Raw genomic sequence first — 19,274 nt, 5'->3', positions numbered from 1 at the left:
AATGTCCCGCCACCTGCCGCCTCGACAGGGATGGATGCGTCAGCCGGCTGCGCGCTCGGCGGCCTCGACGACGTTCGTCATCAGCAGCGCCACCGTCATCGGGCCCACGCCGCCGGGATTCGGCGACAGGTAGCCGGCGATCTCCGCGACATCGGGATGCACGTCGCCGAACACCTTGGACTTGCCCGTCTCGGGGTCTTCCTCGCGGGTGACGCCGACGTCGAGCACGGCGGCGCCGGGCTTGACGTCCTCGGCGCGCACGATGTGCTTCACGCCTGCGGCCGCCACGATCACATCGGCCTGGCGCAGGTGGTGCGACAGGTCGGTCGTGCCGGTGTGGGTCAGCGTCACTGTCGCGTTGATCTCGCGGCGGGTCAGCAGCAGCCCGATGGAACGGCCGATCGTGACGCCGCGGCCCACGACCACGACGTCCTTGCCCTTGAGGTCGTAGTCGTTGCGCAGCAGCAGCTCGATCACGCCGCGCGGCGTGCACGGCAGCGGCGTGGTGATCGGGCCGTTCACGTTGAGCACGAGCCGGCCGAGGTTGGTCGGATGCAGTCCGTCGGCGTCCTTCGCAGGGTCGATGCGCTCGAGGATCGCGTCGGTGTCGATGTGCTTGGGCAGCGGCAGCTGCACGATGTAGCCGTGGCACTGCGGGTCGGCGTTGAGCTCGTCGATCAGCGCCTCGACCTCGGCCTGCGTGGCGTCGGGCGGAAGCTCGCGCTGAATCGAGTTCATGCCGATGGCCTCGGACTCGCGGTGCTTCATGCCGACATAGAGCTGGGAGGCCGGGTCGGCGCCCACCAGCACCGTCGCGATGCCGGGCACGACGCCCCGCGCGGCGAGGGCGGCGACGCGTTCGCGCAGCTCCTCCTTGATGGCGGCCGCAGCCGCGCGGCCGTCGAGCTTGTGCGCGGTCACTGCTGGAGCCCCGGGTAGAGCGGGAAGGCGGCGGTCAGGGCGGCCACGCGGGCGCGCAGCGCCTCGACGTCAGCGCCCGGAAGGAGAGCCAGGGCGATCACGTCGGCCACCTCGGTGAACTCCGCGTCGCCGAAGCCACGGGTGGCGAGCGCCGGCGTGCCGATGCGCAGGCCGGAGGTCACCATCGGCGGACGCGGGTCGTTCGGCACCGCGTTGCGGTTGACGGTGATGTGGATCTCGTGGAGCAGGTCCTCCGCCTGCTTGCCGTCGATCTCGGCGTTGCGCAGGTCGACCAGCACCAGGTGCACGTCGGTGCCGCCCGAGCGCACCGAGATGCCGGCATCCTTCACATCCTGCTGCGACAGCCGCTCGGCGATGATGTGCGCGCCGCGCAGCACGCGCTCCTGGCGCTCCTTGAACTCGGGCGTCGCGGCGAGCTTGAACGCGGTCGCCTTGGCGGCGATCACGTGCATGAGCGGGCCGCCCTGCTGGCCGGGGAACACCGCGGTGTTGAGCTTCTTGGCGAGGTCGGCGTCGTTGGTCAGGATGAAGCCCGAGCGAGGGCCGCCGATGGTCTTGTGCACGGTCGACGAGACGACGTGGGCGTGCGGCACCGGGCTCGGGTGGAGGCCTGCGGCGACGAGGCCGGCGAAGTGCGCCATGTCGACCCAGAGGAGCGCACCCACCTCGTCGGCGATCGCGCGGAAGGCGGCGAAGTCGAGCTGACGCGGGTAGGCCGACCAGCCCGCGATGATGACCTTCGGCTGGTGCTCGATCGCGAGACGGCGCACCTCATCCATGTCGATGGTCGAGGTCTCGGGGTCGACGCCGTAGGCGACGATGTTGTAGAGGCGCCCCGAGAAGTTGATCTTCATGCCGTGTGTGAGGTGACCGCCCTGGTCGAGCGAGAGCCCGAGCAGCGTGTCGCCCGGGCGCGCGATGGCGTGCAGCACCGCGGCGTTGGCGGTGGCGCCGGAGTGGGGCTGCACGTTGGCGAACTCGGCGCCGAACAGCGCCTTGGCGCGCTGGATCGCGAGCTCTTCGGCGACGTCGACCTCTTCGCAGCCGCCGTAGTACCGCCGGCCGGGGTAGCCCTCGGCGTACTTGTTGGTGAGCACCGAGCCCTGCGACTGCAGCACCGAGACGGGTACGAAGTTCTCGGAGGCGATCATCTCGAGGTAGCCGCGCTGGCGCTCGAGTTCGCGCTCGAGCACCTGCGCGATCTCGGGATCGACCTCGGACAGAGGGGCGTTGAAGAACTGATCGGTCATGCGATCTCCTTGACTGCGGCTTTCGAGGGTGCGCGGCACGGGGTGCCGGGAATCACATCGGCCCAGGCGTGCGGTCGAATGCCGTAGTCGGTCGCTCCCCGGTGGTGTCCCACCTCAACGCCAGTCGCGACATCCCGAGCATAACGGAACCCGACCCGCTAGGCTGGGTCCGATCTTTTGTTAGGACTCTTTACATGAACCGTCGACGAGGACGCGTCGCCACCACGGCGATCCTCGCCGCCTCGCTGCTGGCCGGCTGCGCTCCGGTCGCCCAGAATGGAGACACTGTGTCGCTTCCTGCCGTGGTCCCCGCGCCCGCCTCGATCGAGGCCGGCTCCGACGCGCCGTTCCGCCTCTCCGCCGCCACCAGCGTGACAGGCGAGACGGATGCCGCAGCCGCCCTGGCAGAGATCGTGGCGGCCCGCACGGGACTGGTACCGGCAGCGGGCGACGGCTCGTCGGCCATCGAGCTGCGGATCGACTCTTCGACCGACTCAGCGACCGGCGGAGGCGCGGAGTCGTACCGGATCAGCGTGGACGAGGCATCCGTCGTCGTCACCGGCGCTGATGCCGCCGGCCTGTTCTACGGCGTGCAGACCCTCGGACAGCTCATCGCCCGCGACGGCAGCGAGTGGATGGTGCCGGCAGTGACGATCGAAGACGCCCCACGCTTCGCGTACCGGGGCGTGATGCTCGACGTCGCCCGCCACTTCCACCCGGTCGAGACGGTCAAGGGATACATCGACCGCGCGGCGGCGCTGAAGTTCAACGCCCTGCACCTGCACCTCACCGACGACCAGGGCTGGCGCATCCAGCTCGAGTCCCGCCCTGAGCTGACCGCGCGCGCCTCAGCCACCGCGGTCGGTGGAGACGCGGGAGGGTTCTACTCGAAGGCGGACTATCGCGAGATCGTCGAGTACGCGGCATCCCGTCACATGATCGTGGTGCCCGAACTCGACATGCCGGGCCACACCCACGCGGTCGGGCTCGCCTACCCCGAACTCGCGGAAGACCCGACCATCAGCGACGAGATGCGCGAGAGCATCAGCGACCACGGTGGCGAGGAGCCGCTGTCGGGCGTCGCGTACGAGGGCACGGCCGTCGGCTTCTCGTCGCTGAAGACCCGCGACGAGGCGACGTATGACTTCGTCGCCGACGTGTTCGGCGAGCTCGCCGCCATGACGCCCGGGCCGTACCTGCACTTCGGCGGCGACGAGTCGCTCTCGACGGCGAGCGAGGACTTCGCCGCCTTCGTCACGCGCGCGAGCGACATCATCGCCGACCTCGGCAAGACGCCGGTCGCGTGGCACGAGGCCGGCGCCGCCGCGGGCGGCCTGGCCGACACCACAGTCGGACAGTACTGGGGCTTCCGCACTCCCCAGGACGGCGCCGGCGACAAGGCCCGCGCGTTCGTCGACAACGGCGGGCAGCTGATCCTCTCCCCCGCCGACGCGATCTACCTCGACATGAAGTATCCGCCGGCGAGCACCGACGTCGCCGCTCCCGAGCTGGGACTGACGTGGGCCAACGGTCCGACGAGCGTCGAGCGCGCCTACTCGTGGGAGCCCTCCGACGTCATCGGGGGCATCGACGACTCCGGCATCCTCGGCGTCGAGGCACCGCTGTGGACGGAGACGATCCGCACGGCTGCCGATATCGACACGATGGCCTTCCCGCGCGCGGCAGCCGCGGCCGAGGCCGCCTGGTCGCCGGCGACCGGCGCGAGTCACCTGCGCACGTGGGCATCGTTCCGGGAGCGCGTCGGCGCGCTCGGACCGCTGTGGACGAGCATGCGCATCGACTTCCACCCCTCCGAGGAGATTCCGTGGGTCACCGAGTGACCGCCAGCCGCACGCACGCCGCCCACTGACCGGAGCACCGCATGAGCACGCTCGTCCACGCCGTCCGTCTGCTCGGCTGCGCCTCTGTCGACAGCGACCGAGACGACGCCTGGGCCCTCTTCGACGGCGATCGCGTCGCGGCGGCCGGCGTCGGCGACGACCACCCCCGGGCTGACGAGACGGTGGACGGCGAGGGCGGATGCCTCGTCCCGGGCTTCGTCGACATCCACGGCCACGGCGGCGGGGGCGCGAGCTTCGACGACGGTCCGGACGCCATCGCGGTGGGTCGCGCCATCCACCGGGCGCATGGGACCACGCGTGCCGTCCTCTCGCTCATCACCGCGCCGATCGACGAGCTCGCGGCGCGCGTGGCCATGGTGGCCGACCTCTGCGACGCCGACCCCACGATCCTGGGCTCGCACCTCGAGGGCCCGTTCCTCGACCCCGGGCACAAGGGCGCACACACCGAGTCGCTGCTGCGCGCACCGGATGCGGCATCCGTCGATCGCCTGATCGAAGCGGGGCGCGGCACCATCCGCCAGGTCACCCTGGCGCCGGAACGACCGGGCGCCTTCGACGCGATCCGGCGCTTCACCGACGCCGGCGTCGCCGTCGCCGTCGGCCACACCGACGCGGACGCCGCGACGACACGCCGGGCGTTCGACGCCGGTGCGACCCTGCTGACGCACGCGTTCAACGCGATGCCGGGCATCCATCACCGCGCGCCAGGCCCCGTGGTCTCGGCTCTGCGAGACGACCGTGTCACGCTCGAGGTCATCGCCGACGGCGTGCATGTCGACCTCGAGCTGATCGCGACCCTGTTCGCGGTCGCCGGCGACCGCATCGCCCTCATCACGGATGCGATGGCCGCTGCGGGAGCGGACGACGGCAGCTACGAGCTCGGCGGTCTCGCCGTGCGCGTCACCGACGGTGTCGCACGGCTCGTGGACGGCGGCGCGATCGCGGGCTCGACGCTGACTCAGGACGTCGCGCTGCGCCTCGTGGCCGAGGCCGGGGTGCCCCTCGAGGTCGTCGTCCGCGCGCTCGGCGCGCAGCCCGCCCGCGCGATCGGCCGCCCCGATCTGGGAAACCTGGACGTCGGAACGCTCGCCGACGCCGTCCTGCTCGACGACGCCCTCACTGTGCGGCGGGTCTGGGTCGCAGGACGCGACGCCTGACGGCCGCGCACCCCGAGCCCGGCGAACGACCACGAGCGCGCCGAGCACGTCGGCTGCACGGTGAAGGCGGGGCCGGAGGTCCCTCCCCCGAGGTACCTCCGAGCCCCGCCGAAACCGTGCGTCCTCTGGGAGCGACACGGTTGGGCGGCCGCCGTCATCGTGCCCCACGCAAGGGCGGCCTGCCACTCTGACCAGAGAGACCGTCCGGAGCCTGGTCTATTACGCGAGTCGGCGGGAATTTCTCGCACCGATATCGGCAGCGCTCCCGGTGACATCACGAAACCCTGGGCAAATCCCGCGGCGGAGACGACAATGGAACGCATCGCGCCGCGAATCGCGCCGCGAACCCGGGAAATGTGCGCTGCCGCGCGCCCTCAGAGCTGGGGGACGAATGGATCACGAGGAACCGCGCACGCACCACCCCGAGGTCGCAGCAGACGCCGACCTGGTGGTGCGCACGCGGGCGGGCGATACCGCGGCGTTCGGCGAGCTGTGGCGACGCCACTACCGCGCCGGCATGACGGTGGCCCGCAACATCACCTCGAGCCTGGATGCCGACGACCTCGTGCAGGAGGCGTACACGCGCATCTACCGCTCCATCGTCAACGGCGGCGGCCCGACCGGCTCGTTCCGGGCGTACCTGTTCACCAGCATCCGCAACACCGCCGCGGCCTGGGGTCGCGCTCGACGGGAGACGCCGTACGACGAACTCGACGGCGTCGAGGACCCGTCGGCGGCCGCGCACGAGAGCGAGGCCGCGCTGGACCGCAGCCTCACGCATCAGGCCTTCCGGAGCCTGCCGACCCGCTGGCAGGAGGTGCTCTGGTACTCCGAGATCGAGCGCATGAAGCCTGCCGAGATCGCACCGCTCCTGGGGATGAAGCCGACGGCTGTCGCACAGCTCACCTTCCGGGCCCGCGAGGGACTGCGCGAAGCCTGGATCCAGGCGCACCTCGGGTCCGTCGCGAACGGGTCGGAATGCCAGTGGGCGATCGAGCGGCTCGGCGCCTACGCCCGCGGCAACCTCGGCCGCCGCGACCACGCGAAGCTCGAACGCCACCTCACGGGCTGCGTGCGCTGTTCCATCGTGGCGAGCGAGGCCAAGGAGGTGTCGAGCCGGCTGGCGCTGGTGCTGCTTCCCCTCGCCCTCGGCGCGGCCGGCACCGCCGGCTACCTGGCGAGCGTGCAGGGCGGCGGAGCGTCCTGGGTAGCACTCGCGTCGATGCCGTCGACCGTCCTGCAGGCCGCCGTGACGGGGAACCCAGCGGCAACGGTCGGCGCAGCGGGACCGACCGCTGTCGCGGCGAGCGCCACGGGCACGGCCGCGAGCGGCACGGCCACCGGCGCGGGCCTCGGGGCCGGTGCGGCCGCGATGACCTCGAGCGTCGGCGCGAGCGCCGGCGTCGGCGCCGCGGGCGCGGGAGCGGCCGCGGCGGGCACGACGACCGCGGTGGCCGCGGTCGCGGGCGGCACCGCATTCGCCGGAATCGGAGCGGCATCGGGACTGGCGGCGGCGAGCCTCGTCGTCGTCGGCGGGGTCGTCGCGGCGGTCGGCTTGCCGCCGACAGCAGAGCCTGCCCCGACGAGCACCGTCGAGCCCGCACCCCTCTCGCCCGCCGGCGTACTCCGCGTCACCGAGGGCGAGCAGGACCCGCTGCTCGTGCTGCCCCAGCAGGGTCCTGACCCCGCCGACATCCCCCTTGTCCTCGACCGCGGCGATCCCGGCAGCGGCACGACCCCCGGCGACGGCGGCGGCTCTGGAGACAGCCAGAAGGCCGGCGGCAGCGGGTCGGAGGCGGAGAACGCCGACACCAGCAACGAAAACGCCGGATCTGGCGGCGGCGCCAACGGCAACGGCAACGGCAACGGCAACGGCCGGAACAACGGGGACGTCGCCACAACGGCCTACGGCACACCCACGAACGGCACCGGCGAGGGCAACGGCGGAAACAGCGGCAACGGCACGCCCTCGAACGGCAACGGCAACGGCGGGAACACCGGCAACGGCGGCAGGACCGGCAACGGCACACCCACCAACGGCACCGGCAACGGCAACGGCGGAGACACCGGCAACGGCATACCCTCGAACGGGAACGGCAACGGCAACGGTGCCGGCAACGGCAACGGCAACGGCAACGGCAACAGCAACAGCGGAAACGCCGGCAACGGCAACGGTGCTGGCAGCGGCAACGGCAACAGCGGGAACACCGGCAACGGCAACGGCAACGGCAACGGCAACGGCTCCGGTGCCGGCAACGGCTCCGGTGCCGGCAACGGCAACGGCGGAGCGAACGGCGCCTCCGACCGCAGGGCCGACGCCGCCCGGACGACCAACGGCACGGCGAACGGCAACTCCGGTCCCGAGACGGCCGCGGCTCCCCCGCCGGAGCCTGCGCCGACGCTGCCGTAGTCGCCGCGCGCACCCGGCCGCACGCAGCCGGTCAGCACGGTCCGCTGTGTGTCCGGCAGCCGCGGCCCACCAGCCACCCGCCGTAGACTGGAAGCCATGTCCGACACGCCCAACGTCACGCCCGTCCCGCCTGCCCAGCCGGCGCCGGGAACCCGGGCGCCCCTCTCGGCGGTCGACCTGGTCGCGTTCGTGTGCGAGATCTTCGCCTTCGGCACCCTCGCCCTGTGGGGCTTCGCGATGTGGCCCTTCCCCTGGAACATCGTCGCCGGCATCGCCGCCCCGGCCGCTGCCATCGTGCTGTGGGCGCTGTTCGTGTCTCCTCGCGCGGTGTTCGCGGTGCACCCGTTCGTGCGCGCGATCGTCGAGCTTCTCGTCTACGCGTCCGCGACGATCGCGTGGTGGTCGATGGGCAACGCCTGGATCGGGCTCGCGTTCGGGGTCGTCGCCGTCGCGGCGGGTCTCATCGCCGGCCGCCGGCGTCTGTCGTGAATCCGGGCGACGACGCGCTCGCTCTGCTGCGCGCCGAACTGGGCGACCGCGTCGACACCTCGCCGGAGTCTCTCGCCGCCGCGCGGGCCGACAAGTCGGGGCACGCGGCATCCGGCCAGCCGATCGCCGTCGTCCATGCCCGTGACGTGGCAGACGTGCAGCACACCCTCCGCATCGCGAGCAGCACCGGCACCCCGGTCGTCACCCGCGGCGCCGGCACCGGCCTCGCCGGCGGTGCCAACGCCGGGCACGGCGAGATCGCCCTCTCGGTGCGCGGGATGGATCGCATCCTCGAGGTGCGCCCCGACGACCTCCTCGCCGTGGTCGAACCCGGCATCCTCAACGCCGACCTGAACGCGGCCCTCGAGCCGTACGGCCTCTGGTGGGCGCCCGATCCTGCGAGCCGTGCCATCTCGACGGTCGGCGGCAACATCGCCACGGGCGCCGGAGGTCTGCTCTGCGCGAAGTACGGCGTCGTGCGCGACGCCGTCCTCGGCGTCGATGTCGTGCTCGCCGACGGGCGCCTGCTGCAACTCGGACACCGCACCGTCAAGGGCGTGACGGGCCTCGACCTGACGTCGCTGATCATCGGCTCCGAAGGGACGCTCGGCGTCGTCGTCGGCGCCACGCTGAAACTCCGCAGGCTCGTCCCCGGCGAGGTGTGCACGATCGCCGCCACCTTCCCCGACGTGCGAACCGCGGCCGAGGCATCCGCTGCCGTCACCGCCGCCGGTGCACAGCCCGCGATCATGGAGCTGATGGATGCCGCGTCGCTCGCGGCCGTGCACAGCCTGCTGTCGCTGCCCGCGCCCACACCGGGCGCCGCGCAGCTCACGATCCAGACCGACGGGGCGGCGGCGGTCGCCGAAGCCGAGGCGATCGCCACGGTGCTCCGCGCCGCCGGCGGCAACGTGGCAGTCTCGCGCGACCGCGCGGAAGGCGAGCGGCTCCTCGCGATCCGCCGCGCGATGCACCCGGCCATGGAGTCGCTCGGCACGGCGCTGATCGAAGACGTCTCGGTGCCGCGCAGCGTCCTTCCGGCGATGTTCGACGAGATCGCCCGCGTCGAGCGCGAGCACGGGATCGTCATCCCGACCGTGGCCCACGCGGGTGACGGCAACCTGCACCCCAACTTCATCTTCGCGGGCGAGCCCGACGAGTTCGGCGTGATCGAGGCTCCCGCGCACATCTGGGCGGCCGCCGACGACCTCTTCCGCGCCGCCCTCCGCCTGGGCGGCACGCTCACCGGCGAGCACGGCGTGGGCGTGTTGAAGCGCCGTTGGCTCGCCGACGAGCTCGGCGAGGACCAGTGGGAGCTGCAGCAGCAGATCACCCGCGTCTTCGACCCGCAGGGCATCCTGAACCCCGGCAAGGTCTTCGCGCCGTGAGCGTGCCGCGCGGCGACAGCGGTCAGCCCGCGGGCGGATAGATCTGCACGGCGTCGCCGGACGGCGTCGGGCGGCGCTGCGCGAGGACGATGGCCAGGATGCCGAGGGTCACCGGCGCTGCGAACGACGCGAGCTGTCCGAGGCCGATGAGCAGGTACAGCCCGTCGGGCTCCGTTCTGCCCAGGTCGGCCCCCAGCGCGACCATCATCACCTGCACCAGCAGCTGCGGCAGCACGACGACGGCGAGCGCCCACGCAGGCACCCAGCGCATCCGTCCGGTCACGACGCCGGCGCGCGCGATCTGCACCACGAGCACGACCGCCGCCGCGATCCTCACGGTCAGCGAGACGTAACCCCAGACCTGGTAGAACTCGGCCGTGCCGGCGCTGAAGGGCATCGCCCAGGTGAGCGCTCGCTCCGCGAACGGCCACAACGCGACGACAAGTGCAGCCGTCACGCCCAACGGGCGGCGCGCGACGATGCTGCCGCCCTGCCCGATGCCAAGCGCGAAGACGAGCACGCTCGCCGAGAACGCAGCGGTCGAGACCCAGGAGAGGACGGTATGGAACGGCAGATTCACCGCGAACGCATTCGGTGCCGCGAACGCGGCGACGGCGCTCACGATGAGGAGCACGCCGCCGATCGTGAGAGTGCGCGGCAGACCGTCGGCACGCGCTCGAGCGCGGTCCGGTGGCGCCGGCGCACCGTGCGAGGCCGCGACGGCGCGCTCGGGAGCGGGTGTGGGGACCGTCACGCCGTCGGCGGCATCCGTCATGCGGTCAGCCTACGGCTCAGATGCCCTGCCAGTCCGGCTTGTTGTCGTACGCGTAGCGGTAGTAGTCGGCCCGGGTGAGCTGCGAGGCGGCAGCCTCGTCGACCACCACGGTCGCGCGGGGGTGCAGCTGGATCGCGGAGCCGGGAAGCGACGCCGACAGCGGGCCCTCGACGGCGCCCGCGACGGCCGCCGCCTTGCCCTCGCCGAAGGCCAGCAGCACGAGGTGCCGTGCGCGGAGGATCGTGCCGAGGCCCTGCGTGATGCAGTGCATCGGGACGTCCTCGATCCTGTCGAAGAATCGCGCGTTGTCGCGACGGGTCTGCTCGGTCAGCGTCTTCACGCGCGTATGCGACGCGAACGACGATCCGGGCTCGTTGAAGCCGATGTGGCCGTCGGTGCCGATGCCGAGGATCTGCAGATCGATGCCGCCCGCCGCGCGGATGGCCTCCTCGTACTCCTCGCCGTGGTGCTCGATGCCCGCGGGCGTGCCGTCCGGCGTGCGGATCCGCGAGGGGTCCAGCCCGAGGGGCTCGACGACCTCCCGCGTGATGACCGAGCGGTAGCTCTCGGGATGGGCGGGGTCGATGCCGACGTACTCGTCGAGGGCGAACCCGCGTACCCGCGACACGTCGACGCCCTCGAGGCGCGAACGCAGCGCCTCATAGACGGGCAGGGGCGTGGAGCCGGTGGCGAGACCCAGGACGGTCTCGGGGTTCGCGCGCAGCAGGCCGGCGATGTGGTCGGCGACGAGCGCACCGGCCGCCGCCTTGTCGGGGACGATGACGATCTCAGCCATGAGACTTCTCAACCATGGACCAGGGCCTCCTCGGCGTCGTGTGTGGCGTCACCCTCGGCACCCACCAGCGCCGCGCCGAGCGCCGCGGCCGGCGAGCCCGGCGGCAGCAGTTCTACCCGGTCGGTGAGGTGCAGCGAGCGCATGAATGGGGATGCCTCGGCGCTGGCCGACAGTTCGGCTGCGACATCCGTCATCAGTCGTTCGCCCAAAGCCGTCACACCCCCTCCGAGCACCACGATATCGACGTCAGCGGTGAGCACCAGTACCCGGACCGCGGCGGCGACGCCGCGGGCGAGACCCGCTCGCAGCTGCCGGGCAGACGGATCACCCTGGTCGGCGGCGTCGAACACATCGCGCACCGGCAGTGCGGAGCGCTGCGCCCACCGCTCGGCGATCGCGCCGCCGCCGGCGAACGCCTCGATGCAGCCGCGCTGACCGCACCGGCACAGCGGGCCGTTCGGGTCGACCGAGATGTGGCCCACCTCGCCGGCGGTGCCGCGAGCGCCGCGCCACAGGACGCCGTCCGACACGATGCCGGCCGCGATCCCGGTGCCGAGGTTCAGGTACGCCATCGAGCCGGGTGCCGGCGAGCCGTTGCGCGCATGGAGGGCGTGCGCGCCCAGCGCGGCCGCCTTGACGTCGTTCTCGACCTGCACCGGCAGTCCGAGCCGCGGCGTGACGCCGCGCAGCTGCGGGGTCACCATGCGCGCGAGGTCGAGCTCGTCGACGCCGAGGTTCACCGCGTGCACGACGCGACCGGTACCCGGCTCGATCTGCCCGGGGATGCCGACACCCACCGAGCGCACGGCGGAGAGGTCCACGCCGGCCTCGACCCCGAGCGCGCGCACGGCATCGACGACCGTCTGGGTCACCGCATCCGGACCCCATCCCGTGGCCATGCGGATGCGCCCGGCGATCGCGCCGGCGTCGTCCACCGCGACGGCGTCGGTCTTGGTGCCGCCCACGTCCAGCCCGACCTTCATCGGCCGACCTCCCCACGGGAGGTCGCGTCGTCCTGCATGCGCATCAGCCCTTGACCGCCCCCGCGACGAGCCCGCTGGTCATGCGGCCCTGGACGATCACGAAGAAGATGATCACGGGGATCGCGACGATGGTCGAGGCGGCCATCACCTCGCCCCAGTCGATCGCGCGACTCGAGCTCTGCTGCACGAAGCCGCGCAGCCACAGCGGCAGCGTCTGGTTCTCGGCGTTCATGATCACCAGCGCGACCGTGAACTCGTTCCAGCACTGCAGGAAGGCGAAGACTCCGGATGCCACGAGCCCGGGTGCCAGCAGCGGCAGGGTGATCCGCATGAAGGCCTGCGTGCGGCTGAGTCCGTCGACCATCGCCGCCTCCTCCAGCTCGGCCGGCACGCCGGTGACGAAGCCGCGGAGCATCCACACCGTGAACGGCACGACGGCCGCGATGTAGAGCAGACTCAGGCCGAACACGTTGGACAGCAGCCCCAGTTCGCTCATCATCTTGTACTGCGCGATGAACAGGCCCTCGGCGGGCAGCATCTGGATGATCAGGATCGCCAGGACGAACGTGGTGCGCCCGCGGAAGCGGAAACGGCTGATCGCGACCGATGCGAGGAACGCGAACAGCAGGCAGAAGAACACCGCGATGAGCGTGACGGCGACGCTGATGCCGAGGGCGCCGAAGAACGAGCCGTCGATGACACCGCGGAAGTTGGCGAACGAGCCGCCGAACGGCAGGAACGTCGGGGTGAACGACTCGAGGGTCGCCGATGAGAGCATCGACGAGTTGACCATCCAGTAGACCGGGAAGACCCAGATCAGCGCGACGAGCATCGCCAGGATGCTCCAGCCCCAGGTCGCGGCCGAACCCCGGCGTCGGCGCTTCGGCGCCGGGGCGGAGCCCGAGGGCGGTGCCGAACGGGTCGGCGCCGGCGTGGGCGCGAGTTGTGCGGACGCGGACATCAGGCCTGGTCCTCCTTCAGAAGACTGCGGATGTAGAACCAGCTGAGCACGATCGTGAGCGCGAGCACGAAGATCGCCATCGCCGCCCCCTGACCGAAGTTGAGGCCGGCGACGCCCATCTTGTAGATGTACGTGCCGAGCAGGTCGTAGTCGCTGGAGTTGGAGCCGGCGTCCTGGAGCATCGTGATCTGCGTGAACACGCGCAGATCCCAGATGAGGTTGAGCAGCAGCACGATCATGATGACCGGACGGATGATCGGCAGGACGATGAACCGCAGCCGTTGCCAGCCGGTCGCGCCGTCCAGCTGGCTGGCCTCGACCATCTCGGTCGAGACCTGGGTCAGCCCGGCGTAGGACGAGAACGCGACGAAGGGCACCGACATCCACGTCACGATGATCGAGGCGACGATGAAGAAGACGAACGGCTCGCCGCCGATCCAGTTGAACTGGTTCATGTCGACGCCCGGGATGAGGTCGAGCAGGTAGTTGACGACGCCGCGACGGCGGTCGAAGAGCCAGATCCACACCGTCATCGCCGCGACGACGGGCATGGCCCAGGCGAGCAGCAGGGCGATCTGCAGGGTGATGCGCACACCCGAGGGCACGCGGGTCATGAGCAGGGCGAGCCCCATGCCGATGACGACAGTGATCAGCGCCGTGACGAGGCAGAAGATCACCGAGCGGATCGCGACCTCCCAGAACGTGGGGCTCGTGGCGACGGCGATGTAGTTGTCGAGGCCGACGAAGTCGGGGGCCTTGCCGCCGAGCTGCTGGAGTGCACCGTACTTCTGGAAGGACGTGATGATCTGCCAGACGACGGGATAGCCCATGCCGAACAGCAGGATGGCGATCGCGGGGATCAGCAGGAACAGGGGAACCGGGATGCGGCGCCGGGCGCCGACGGATTCGTCGGCGCTGCCGTCGCGGCCGGCGCGGAGCTTGCCTTTCGGCTTCAGCGTGGTGGGGGCAGGAACCGCCATGCCCGCCTCCTTCAGGGGGTCTCGCAGGGGACCGGGGTCGCGGACGCGAGTCCGCGACCCCGGGATTGCTGAAGGTCTCAGCCGTTGATGATGGCGTCGATCTTCTCGTCGTACTCCGCCGCGAGCGCGGGGATGTCGCCACCCGACGCGACCTTGCCGAAGAACTCCTCGAGGATCTTCTGGCCCTCGACCGCAGCCCAGCCCGGCGCAGCCGGGGTGAGCTTCGAGTTCAGAGCCGAATCGATGAGCGCCGTGGCGAAGATGTCATCGCCGAGGGAGTCGACGAACTTGGTGTTCGCCGGGCCGAGGCCGTTCTCACCGAGCATCTGCTGGTACTCGTCCGAGAAGATGATGCGCAGCAGCTCCTTGGCGCCCGCCTGCTTCTCGCTCTTGGCCGAGATGCCGACGTTGGAGCCGCCGGCGAAGACGGGAGCCGCCTCGCCCGCGGTCGTGCCGGGGAGCGGGAACACGCCGAACGTGTCGTCGTTCCACTCGCGGACCTCCGACACCGTGCCGTCGTCAGCGGTCTTCTCCTCGACGAAGTCGCCGATCGACCAGTGCGCCCAGCCGGGTGCGATGATCGTGGCGGCCGTCGGCGGGTTGCCCGTCTTGTCGTTGTTGATGTTGACCCACGGGGTGCTGTCGTCCTCGGTCGCCGGAGCGTTGGAGGCGTTCTGGAACAGGTCCTGGAACTGCTCGAGGCCGGTGATGGTCTTCTCGTCGCTCAGCGTCGAGACCCACTTGTCACCGTCCTTCTTCGCGAGCTCGCCACCGTTCGCGAAGATCCACGAGACGCCGTTGCGCCAGTCCTCGCCGCCGATGTAGAAGCCCGACTGGTCGGCGCTGCGCAGGGTCTTGACGTCCTCGTTGAACTCTTCGAGCGTCGTGGGCACCTCGAGGCCTGCGGCCTCCCAGATGTCCTTGCGGTACGTGATGTAGCGCGAGCCGAAGTAGTACGGCAGCGCGTACTGGGCGCCGTCGACCGTGCCGACGTCGACGAACGACTGGAGCAGGTCGTCGCCGCCCAGGTCGTCGTAGATGCCGCTCAGGTCGCTGAACGCGCCCGAGGTGGTGAACGTCGGCGACCAGGTGTTGCCGATCTCCGTCACGTCAGGCGTGTTCTTGGAGTCGGGAAGCTGGTTCGCGAGCTTCGTCAGCGCGTCGCCCCACGTCTGCTCCTCGATGGTGAGCGTGCCGCCGGTCGCGTCCTTGTACTCGTCCTTCAGGTACTCGCGCAGCTCATCGGGGGTGTCTCCGCCCATGACCCAGAACGTGATGTTCTGGTCCTTGGCGCCTTCGGGGTCGAACCCCGAGGCGTCATCCGATCCACCGGGGGTGGTCCCACCGGCGCAGCCGGCGAGCACCAGTGCCGAGGCGCCGATGAGCGCCACGGCTCCGAGCGTCTTCTTCATGGTGTCTTCCTTCGTGTGTTCTCTTGGTGTTCGGGTGGGCCGGGTGACCCATCCGGGGGAACCGGGGTACCGGGAAACGACCCGGATTCTGCGACCAGTGGCTCCGTGCGGACCTCCGGAGCGATGGCGCTGCGTCAGGACACCCCGAGTTGTCCTGACAGGACCATGACGGCCGCGCCGCGCAGGACGATGTCCTGGCCTTGCTCCGTCATCCGCACTCGCACGCCCTCGTCGACGGACGGCGCGAGCGTACGTGCGCGGAGGGTCTCGACGGTCTGCTCCGCAAGGGAGCCGCCGAGAAGTTCAGGGGGACCGGACAGCACGATCTCCGAGACGTCGAGCGCGCCCACCACGGGTGCGAGCGCGATGCCGAGCCGCTCCCCCGCATCGCGGAGGATCCCTTCGCGGGTGTCAGGATCGGATGCCGCGTCCAGCCGCGACGACAGCGAGGGGACCGACAGCCACGCTTCGAGGCATCCCACCTTGCCGCACGCGCAATGCGGGCCGCCGTCGGTGCCGACCGTGACGTGGCCGATCTCGCCCGCGGCGAACCGGCTGCCGCGCATGGGCTGACCGGCCAGCAGAAGGCCGGAGCCGACGCCGCGTCCGACCTTGACCAGCAGCACGTCGTCCGGAGCGCCGCCGAAGGTGTATTCCGCCAGCACCGCAGCGTTGGCGTCGTTCGCCACCAGGACGGGAAGACCCAGCGCGCTGCGCAGCGCGCCCTCGAGATCGAAGCCGGCCCAGCCGAAGTTCGGCGCCGTGAGGATGACACCGTGGTCGTCGACGACACCGGGCGTGCCGACGCCGATGCCGAGCACGGGTGCGTGCGACTCCGCGACCAGTCCACGAGCCAGTTCCACAACGGTCGAGACGACGTCCTCATCGGCGGGAAGCGCGACTTCGCGGCGCACCACGATGCTGCCGTCGAGCGTCAGCACCGCCCCGATGAAGGTGTCGCTCCCCGACAGGTCGAGGCCGACGATGCGGTGTCCTGCGTGGTCGAGGTCGACGAGGATGGCGGGCTTTCCGGGGCCGGACGCCTCACGCACACCCATCTCGGCGACGAAGCCGTCGGCGATGAGCTCGGCGACCAGGTCCGAGATGGTGACACGCGTGAGACCCGTCTCGCGCGAGAGGTCGGCCCGGCTCATCGCTCCCTGGTGGAACAGCGTCTGAAGAACGAGCGCACGATTGTGACCGCGCGCGTGCTCCGGCAGTACCTTGGTTCCCTGGCGAAGAGTGCGTCCCGGAGTGAAAGCGCGTGCGCGCGCCGTGTGCGGCTCGACGAGAGAAGGGCCGCGCTGCGCTTCCGTGGGTGACATGTTTGTTAGTAGACCTTACGAACTCGCATTCCGCAAGTCCGCAACGCCTATTTGCGCGGATGCTTTACGAAACCGTGATGTACCGGACACAAGGGGTCGCGGCAGGCGTCACCGGTTTCTGCCTGTGACCGGCGATTCGTCCGTGATGAGGCCGTGACCACTCGACGCCTGCGCGTCCCTTACCATAAGGGGAAGCGTTGATCACAGTCGGGGGTGTGGCGTGACAGATCTGGCGACCCAGCCGCATGCCGGAAAGCCGTCCGGAGACGACGCCGTGGGGGGCGAGCAGGACGTCGACAGCGAGGCAACGGCCACGGCCACGGCCGCTTCCGCGCAGTCGTCTGCCATGGATGAGAAGGATGCCGTGACTCATACGGATGTCGTGACGGAGGACTCCGTCGAGCCCGAAACCGGGGACGAGGTCCTCGACGAGGGCGAGACTGGCAGCGCCGAGGCGCAGGAGACCGACGCCGTCGCTGAGGCGGCGGACCAGGACGCGCCCGAGACGGAAGCGGCTGAAGCCGACGCCCCTGAGTCCGAAGCGGAGCCGGCCGACGCCGAGTCTGCTGCGACCGACAGCGACCCGGAGGCGACGGAAGCCGACGCGCCTGACGCCGACGAGGCTGACGCCGGCGCCGACGTCGAGGCAGACGCGGCCGTGCCCGAGGCTGTGGCTCCCGTCGAGCCTGCCGCGGAGGCCGATGTCGCCGCGCAGCACGCCGACGTGGACGCGCCGGACGAGGCCGCGTCCGAAGCAGAGATCTCCGCCGCGGACGTCGATGCCGCGGAAGACGCCGACGCCCCGGAAGACATCGAATCCACCGAAGATGCCGACGTCGAGCAGCACGCGGCGACCGAGGACGACGCGGCACCGGAGCTCGAAGCCGATCTCGCTGCCGACGGCGGGGACGTCGCATCGGCCGAGGTCGAAGCCGCGCCTGAAGCCGAAGCCGTCGTCGAGACCGAGCCCGAAGCCGTCGTCGAGACCGCGACCGAGCCCGAAGCCGACTCCGAGACCACCGTCGGCTCCGGTGCCGATCTCGAGACCGTCGCGGTCGCCACCGCTGTGCTGGCACCTGCCCCCGCCGCTCCCTCCCCCGCCGCCTCGACCACCGCGACCCAGGACGACGGCTCGGTCTACGCGTGGGCACCCGCGGAGCCCAAGCCCAAGAAGAAGCGCACGAGGCTATGGATCGGCGTGGCCGCGGGTGTCGCGGTCGTCGGCCTCGTGGTCACGTCGCTGCTGCTGATCGCGCCCGGCACGGCGGTCGCCGGCGTGCCGGTCGGCTGGATGACCCCCGGTGCCGCCGCCGAGGCCATCGAACAGCGCCTCGCCGAGACCACCGTCGTGCTGACGGGCGCGGGTGAGGACACCGAGATCACCGGCGCCGAACTCGGTGCCGAGGTGGACGCCCAGGCTCTGGCAGACGCCGCGTTCGCCGAGCACCCGATGTGGAACCCGACAGCGTGGTTCGCCGCCAACGATGCCGAGGTGGCACTCGACGCGTCGACCGCGACTGCTGCTCTGCGCGACGCCGCCCCCCAGCTGTACACCGAACCGGTCGACGCGACCCTCGCATTCGACGCCGCCACCGCGTCGTACGCGGCCACGCCCGCCGTCGCCGGTGCCGGCGTCGATGTCGCGACCGTCCAAGCGGCGATCCAGGCCGCCTTCACATCAGGTCAGACGCGAGTCGAGGTGGAGCCCGTTCCGGCCCCGATCCCGGCAGCCATCCCGACCGAGACGGCCGACGCCACGGTCGCGCAGCTGAACGGCATGCTCGACACGGTCGGCTTCTACGTCGGCGACGAGCGCACCGTGCCGGTCGACCGGGCGGTCGCGGCATCCTGGCTCTCCATCGCGCCGCAGGGTGACCAGTTCGCGATCACGGCCGACCCCGCCGCCATCCAGCCGGTCGTCGACACGCTCGCGGCAGCAGTGGACCGCGCACCCGAGAACGCCATCGTCATCACCGACACCGGCGGCAAGGTACTCCAGACGATCGCCGCCGGCCAGTCCGGGCGCCAGCTCGAAGACGCCACCGGCATCGCGGCGGACTTCGCCGGTCAGCTCGCCTCCGGCGACGCCGTCTTCAAGCTGCCGGTCGCCGAGGTGCCCGTGAGCACGACCACGCTGGCGCGCAACATCGTCGTCGACCTCAGCGAGCAGCGCACCTACATCTACGAGAACGGGCAGCTGGTCAACAGCTTCCTCATCTCGTCGGGAGCCGCGGCCACCCCGACGCACACCGGGAACTTCCGCATCAACTCGCACATCCGCGAGCAGGACATGGGTGCTCTCTGCTACAACCCGAACGCCGTCAACAGCTACTGCACCAAGGACGTCCCCTGGGTGATGTACTTCAACGGCGACCAGGGTTTCCACGGCACCTACTGGCACAACAACTTCGGCAACCGGATGAGCCACGGCTGCGTCAACCTGCCCCTCGGCACGGCGGAGTCGCTCTACTCGTGGGCGCCGAACGGCACCGAGGTGCGCGTGCAGTCTTGACGCGCCGCGTTCGAACCGCATGAGAAGAGCGG

General features: G+C 70.9%; 15 protein-coding genes and 1 riboswitch. Of the genes, 6 read left to right on the top strand and 9 right to left on the bottom strand.

Annotated features, from left to right (window positions below; genetic code table 11):
* Positions 1-39: 39 nt before the first annotated feature.
* On the bottom strand, positions 40-921 hold the full coding sequence (locus NCG93_RS09430) for a bifunctional methylenetetrahydrofolate dehydrogenase/methenyltetrahydrofolate cyclohydrolase (protein ID WP_194414248.1): 882 nt from the start codon (positions 919-921) through the stop codon (positions 40-42).
* A complete protein-coding gene (glyA, locus tag NCG93_RS09425; protein ID WP_194414249.1) occupies positions 918-2,192 on the bottom strand; it encodes a serine hydroxymethyltransferase in 1,275 nt (424 codons plus the stop codon). The genes NCG93_RS09430 and glyA overlap by 4 nt, the downstream gene beginning before the upstream one ends.
* A 53-nt stretch (positions 2,193-2,245) precedes the next feature.
* Positions 2,246-2,330, bottom strand: a riboswitch (ZMP/ZTP riboswitch).
* 149 nt (positions 2,331-2,479) lie between these two features.
* Here glyA and NCG93_RS09420 point away from each other — a divergent pair.
* The 5 genes from NCG93_RS09420 (at position 2,480) to NCG93_RS09400 (ending at position 9,498) form a co-directional block, all read left to right on the top strand.
* Positions 2,480-4,033 carry a beta-N-acetylhexosaminidase gene (locus NCG93_RS09420; RefSeq protein WP_194414950.1) on the top strand — a complete coding sequence of 518 codons (1,554 nt, stop codon included), beginning with the start codon at positions 2,480-2,482 and terminating at the stop codon, positions 4,031-4,033.
* Between the two features lie 41 nt (positions 4,034-4,074).
* Positions 4,075-5,211, top strand: a complete 1,137-nt coding sequence (gene nagA, locus NCG93_RS09415) for an N-acetylglucosamine-6-phosphate deacetylase (protein ID WP_194414250.1) — start codon at positions 4,075-4,077, stop codon at positions 5,209-5,211.
* A 391-nt stretch (positions 5,212-5,602) separates the two neighbouring features.
* Entirely contained in the window at positions 5,603-7,621 is a 2,019-nt protein-coding gene (locus NCG93_RS09410) for a sigma-70 family RNA polymerase sigma factor (protein WP_194414251.1), read from the top strand.
* Positions 7,622-7,717: 96 nt separating this feature from the next.
* The gene (locus NCG93_RS09405) at positions 7,718-8,110 is read left to right on the top strand and encodes a YrdB family protein (RefSeq protein ID WP_194414252.1); all 393 of its coding nucleotides are present in this window, start codon (positions 7,718-7,720) and stop codon (positions 8,108-8,110) included.
* Entirely contained in the window at positions 8,107-9,498 is a 1,392-nt protein-coding gene (locus tag NCG93_RS09400; RefSeq protein ID WP_194414253.1) for an FAD-binding oxidoreductase, read from the top strand. Before NCG93_RS09405 ends, NCG93_RS09400 begins: the two co-directional genes overlap by 4 nt.
* A gap of 22 nt (positions 9,499-9,520) precedes the next feature.
* Here NCG93_RS09400 and NCG93_RS09395 read toward each other — a convergent pair whose 3' ends face one another.
* The 7 genes from NCG93_RS09395 to NCG93_RS09365 all read right to left on the bottom strand — a co-directional run bounded on the left by NCG93_RS09395 (position 9,521) and on the right by NCG93_RS09365 (position 16,730).
* Positions 9,521-10,273 (bottom strand): hypothetical protein, encoded by a 753-nt coding sequence (locus NCG93_RS09395; protein WP_194414254.1) that lies wholly within the window; start codon positions 10,271-10,273, stop codon positions 9,521-9,523.
* A gap of 16 nt (positions 10,274-10,289) precedes the next feature.
* Entirely contained in the window at positions 10,290-11,069 is a 780-nt protein-coding gene (locus NCG93_RS09390) for a glucosamine-6-phosphate deaminase (RefSeq protein ID WP_194414255.1), read from the bottom strand.
* A gap of 8 nt (positions 11,070-11,077) precedes the next feature.
* Complete coding sequence (locus NCG93_RS09385) at positions 11,078-12,052, bottom strand: ROK family protein (RefSeq protein ID WP_194414256.1); 975 nt, start codon at positions 12,050-12,052, stop codon at positions 11,078-11,080.
* Positions 12,053-12,095: 43 nt separating this feature from the next.
* Positions 12,096-13,013: a carbohydrate ABC transporter permease gene (locus NCG93_RS09380; protein ID WP_194414257.1), complete on the bottom strand. Its 918-nt coding sequence runs from the start codon at positions 13,011-13,013 to the stop codon at positions 12,096-12,098.
* Positions 13,013-13,993 carry a carbohydrate ABC transporter permease gene (locus NCG93_RS09375; RefSeq protein ID WP_194414258.1) on the bottom strand — a complete coding sequence of 327 codons (981 nt, stop codon included), beginning with the start codon at positions 13,991-13,993 and terminating at the stop codon, positions 13,013-13,015. Before NCG93_RS09375 ends, NCG93_RS09380 begins: the two co-directional genes overlap by 1 nt.
* A gap of 77 nt (positions 13,994-14,070) precedes the next feature.
* Complete coding sequence (locus NCG93_RS09370; protein ID WP_194414259.1) at positions 14,071-15,405, bottom strand: extracellular solute-binding protein; 1,335 nt, start codon at positions 15,403-15,405, stop codon at positions 14,071-14,073.
* A gap of 134 nt (positions 15,406-15,539) precedes the next feature.
* Positions 15,540-16,730, bottom strand: a complete 1,191-nt coding sequence (locus NCG93_RS09365; RefSeq protein WP_194414260.1) for an ROK family transcriptional regulator — start codon at positions 16,728-16,730, stop codon at positions 15,540-15,542.
* Between the two features lie 220 nt (positions 16,731-16,950).
* On the opposite strand from NCG93_RS09365, the gene NCG93_RS09360 reads away from it, so the two are divergent.
* Positions 16,951-19,242: a L,D-transpeptidase family protein gene (locus NCG93_RS09360; protein WP_252787499.1), complete on the top strand. Its 2,292-nt coding sequence runs from the start codon at positions 16,951-16,953 to the stop codon at positions 19,240-19,242.
* Positions 19,243-19,274: the final 32 nt, after the last annotated feature.

This window comes from Microbacterium yannicii (assembly GCF_024055635.1).
GTDB lineage: Bacteria > Actinomycetota > Actinomycetes > Actinomycetales > Microbacteriaceae > Microbacterium > Microbacterium yannicii.
The sequence above is the reverse complement of the archived record's forward strand: the minus strand, read 5'-3'. Positions and strand labels throughout refer to the sequence as shown.